The following is a 3,692-nucleotide window of genomic DNA, read 5'->3' on the forward strand; positions in this document are numbered from 1 at the left end:
CGCCGGCACCATCTCGCCCGGCATCGCCACCAAGACCGAGCAGGAAAAGGTCGAGGAGTTCGTCAACAACCGCGTCGGGATGATGATCGACTCGCTCGCGCATGTGAACCTCATCCGCAAGCGCAATCCCAAGCTGAACTTCGACCTCATCCCGGTCCCTGTCGTGGAAAACTATACCGGCAAGCGCGGCCTTCCCTATGCCTCCTGGGGCATCGGCATCTCTGCGGCTTCGAAACATCAGGAAGAGGCCTGGAAACTCGTCCAATATCTGATGAGTGAAAAGGTCAACGCCAAGCTCGTGTCGCTTGCAAACGCCTTCCCGGGCAACGTCAACGCCAAGCCCGATTTCGTGACCTCGGACAAGGCTTTCGGCAAGGCTTTTGAAATCTTCAAGACCGGTCATCTCGCCAATGAGTTCACGGGCCTGCCGGTGGCTGAAGACCTGATGACCCAGTTCGACGTGCAAGCCCAGAAGATGCTCGCCGGCGAGCAGTCTCCGGAACAAGCCGCCGCCGCCGCTCAGAAGGGCTGGATGGCGAAATTCTGATCGGCCTGTTCCCGTTTGCTGTCTTCGACCGGGTGACCTGACTTCGGGCAGGCCACCCGGCAACAACGGATCGGCATTCTGAGTGGACTTGTTTTCGAAAGCTTACCTTCCCTTGAAGGCGTATCCCAAGGTTGGCACATGACCCGGCAAAAGCGCTCCCACCACAAGCTCAAACGAGCGGTCGCACCCTACCTCTATCTGTCGCCCGCGCTGCTCATAGTCGGGCTCCTGATGCTGCTGCCGATGGTGACGGTGATTGCCTACTCGTTCCAGAACAGCGCGGTGCTGCGTCGTGACCCATCCTTTGCCGGACTGAAGCACTACCAGGCGATCTTCGACGACCCCGTGTTCTGGGCTTCGCTGTGGCACACGCTCTACTTCACATGCATGAGTGTCATTTTCCACATGACCATCGGCATGGTCTTCGCGCTCATGCTGAACAGCGACCGCATCAATCCGACGCTGCGCAATATTCTGCGTGTGCTCTACATACTGCCCTGGCTGTTCACCGCGGTGATCATCGCCGTGATCTGGCGCCTCCTGCTTGAGCCGAACGGTGTCGTGAACAGTATTCTCATGCAAATCGGCATCATCGGTTCCAAGGTCGAATGGTTTTCCTCGCCTGAGACCGCGCTGCATGCAGTCACTTTTGCCAATATCTGGGCGGGCTACCCGCTCTTCATGGTCAGTTTGCTCGCGGGTTTGCAGGGCATTCCCAAGGATTTCTACGAGGCCGCCGATATCGACGGGGCGAAAGCCTACCAGAAGCTGATCTTCATCACCATTCCGCAGCTGATGCCGATCATCATCAGCATCTCGCTGCTCGACTTCATCTGGACCATGCAGGTCTTCCCGCTAATCTGGATAACGACGGGCGGTGGCCCGATCTACTCGACCGAGGTCCTCAGCACCTACACGTACAAGCTGGCATTTTCGAGCTACAACCTGTCGCAGGCTTCGGCCAGCGCCGTGGTCATCCTGCTGATCTCTCTCGGCCTGACGCTGTTCTATATTCGCTATCAAAAGGCTCGGTAATCACCATGAGGAAAAGGCACACGCCGAAAGACAGGCTGATCACCGTGGCGCTCCATGTAGCGCTTGCAGCAGGGCTCTTTTTCGCGGCATTCCCGATCTACTGGATGCTGAGCAGCTCGTTCAAATCGAATACCGAAATCTTTGCCCTGCCGCCAACCATCCTGCCAAAGGCGTTCACGCTGGAAGCGTATGCAGCCATCCTTGGCGACCCGGTAAAGCTGCGCTTCTTCTTCAACAGCTATTTCGTGGCGGGAGCGGTGACCGTGCTGACGGTGCTGATCGCCTTGCTGGCGGCCTACGGGTTCAGCCGCTTCAATTTCCGCGGCAAGGGCAGCCTGAACACAATCATCATCAGCACGCAGACGATTCCGCCGATCACACTTTTGATCCCCTTCTTCGGGCTTGTCGTCTCATACGGTATCTTCGACACCTATGTCGCACTGATCCTGACCTACCTGGTGTTTACGCTGCCCTACGCGATCCTGCTGATGACGGGATATCTGAACACCTTGCCCCGCGATCTCGATGAAGCCGTGGCTGTCGACGGCGGCAGCAGCTGGACCGCGCTTTGGCGGGTGATTGTCCCGATTTCACTGCCTGGTATCGTGGCGACGTCGGTCTACACCTTCCTGTTGTGCTGGAACGAATTTCTCTTTGCGCTGACGCTGACGAAGTCGACGTCCATGCGCACGGTCCCGATCGGCATCCAGCTGTTGATGGGGCAGCATGCCTTCGAATGGAACCAGATGATGGCGATGAGCGTGCTCGGCTCGCTACCGCTCTTGCTCATCTACCTCGTTGCCCAGAGATACTTCCTCGCCGGCATGACCGCGGGCTCGGTCAAGTAGGATGTTCATCCCACGGCGACGCAGGGTGGCATCAATCAATAAGCGGTATCAAGGATTGAAAGGATGAACGTGAAAGACCTCAAAGTCGGCTGCCAGACCTTCACCTGGGAAATGCTGGGAGACCGGTTCACCGGCGGCCCCGACGATCTGCTGAGGGCGATCTCTGACGGTGGCTATGCCGGCATCGAGATCACCGACACCATGATCGGACATTATGGCAACAAGCCGGAGGAGTTCGCCGCCGCGCTGAAGGCGTGGGGGCTGACGCTGGTTTCCTTCGCCTTTGGCTCGCACAGCGGTTTTACGTCGAAGGAGGAGATCGGCGCCGACCTCGAAACCGCCAAACGCTGGATCGATTTCGCCGCCGCCTTCCCGAATGCGCTGGTGTCGATGGGCTCGGCCACGGTGGTGTCCGACGGCCCGCGCGACGAGAAGTTCGCCATCGCGGCCGAGGTCTACAACCAGGCCGGCGAGCTTGGCCGCAGGGACGGTGTTCAGGTCGCGGTGCATCCCAGCTCGCACCACAACACGCTGCTGTTCGACCGCGCCGATTACGACGCGATCTTTGCCTTGCTCGACCCCGACCTGGTCGGCTGGGTACCGGATACCGGCCATATACTGCGCGGCCACAAGGACATGTCCGATACGCTGCGCACCTACCGCGACCGCATCCGCTACATCCACCTCAAGGACGTCGATGCCAACGGCAGCTGGGCCATGCTCGGCAAGGGCGTCTGCGACACGCCGGCGGTGATCGAGATCGCCAACACCGCACCGCGCTTCAACGGCTGGCTGGTGCTGGAGGAGGAATCCGAAACGGCCGCCGCCGATCCCGCCGGCGCGGTAAAAACCAACCGCCAGACAATGCGCAGCTTGGGCGCCTGAAGAACGAGACGATGATCAAGAAACAGGACAGACGCCTCAGGGTCGGTGTGCTCGGCTGCGGCCCCATCGCGCAGTTCGCGCATCTGCAATCCTGCGTGAAGGCTGGGAATGCCGACCTCTACGCCATCTGCGACGCGGCACCCGATCTGCTCGCCCGCATGGGCGCCACCTACGAGCCGCAAAAGATGTATGCCGACTACGACGCCATGCTCGCCGATCCCGAACTGGAAGCGGTGATCGTCGCCACGTCGGACGCCTATCACGTGCCGATGTCGATCAAGGCGCTCGATGCGGGAAAGCATGTCCTGTGCGAAAAGCCGATCGGCACCTCGGTGGAGGAAGGCGAGGCGCTGGCCCAGGCGGTCAGGCGCTCGGGC

General features: G+C 59.9%; 5 protein-coding genes. All 5 read left to right on the forward strand.

Going from position 1 to position 3,692, the window contains the following annotated elements:
- A partial coding sequence (locus tag EN969_RS21295; RefSeq protein ID WP_127419367.1) for an extracellular solute-binding protein occupies positions 1 to 547 on the forward strand: 547 nt, incomplete at its 5' end.
- A 138-nt stretch (positions 548 to 685) separates the two neighbouring features.
- Positions 686 to 1,582 (forward strand): sugar ABC transporter permease, encoded by an 897-nt coding sequence (locus EN969_RS21300; RefSeq protein ID WP_063167589.1) that lies wholly within the window; start codon positions 686 to 688, stop codon positions 1,580 to 1,582.
- Between the two features lie 5 nt (positions 1,583 to 1,587).
- Positions 1,588 to 2,430 carry a carbohydrate ABC transporter permease gene (locus tag EN969_RS21305; RefSeq protein WP_013532946.1) on the forward strand — a complete coding sequence of 281 codons (843 nt, stop codon included), beginning with the start codon at positions 1,588 to 1,590 and terminating at the stop codon, positions 2,428 to 2,430.
- Between the two features lie 63 nt (positions 2,431 to 2,493).
- Entirely contained in the window at positions 2,494 to 3,315 is an 822-nt protein-coding gene (locus EN969_RS21310; protein WP_063167590.1) for a sugar phosphate isomerase/epimerase, read from the forward strand.
- An 11-nt stretch (positions 3,316 to 3,326) separates the two neighbouring features.
- On the forward strand, positions 3,327 to 3,692 hold a 366-nt coding region (locus EN969_RS21315), incomplete at its 3' end, for a Gfo/Idh/MocA family oxidoreductase (RefSeq protein ID WP_164758398.1).

Source organism: Mesorhizobium sp. M7A.F.Ca.CA.003.01.2.1 (genome assembly GCF_003998945.1).
In the GTDB taxonomy this organism is placed as follows: Bacteria; Pseudomonadota; Alphaproteobacteria; order Rhizobiales; family Rhizobiaceae; genus Mesorhizobium; species Mesorhizobium ciceri.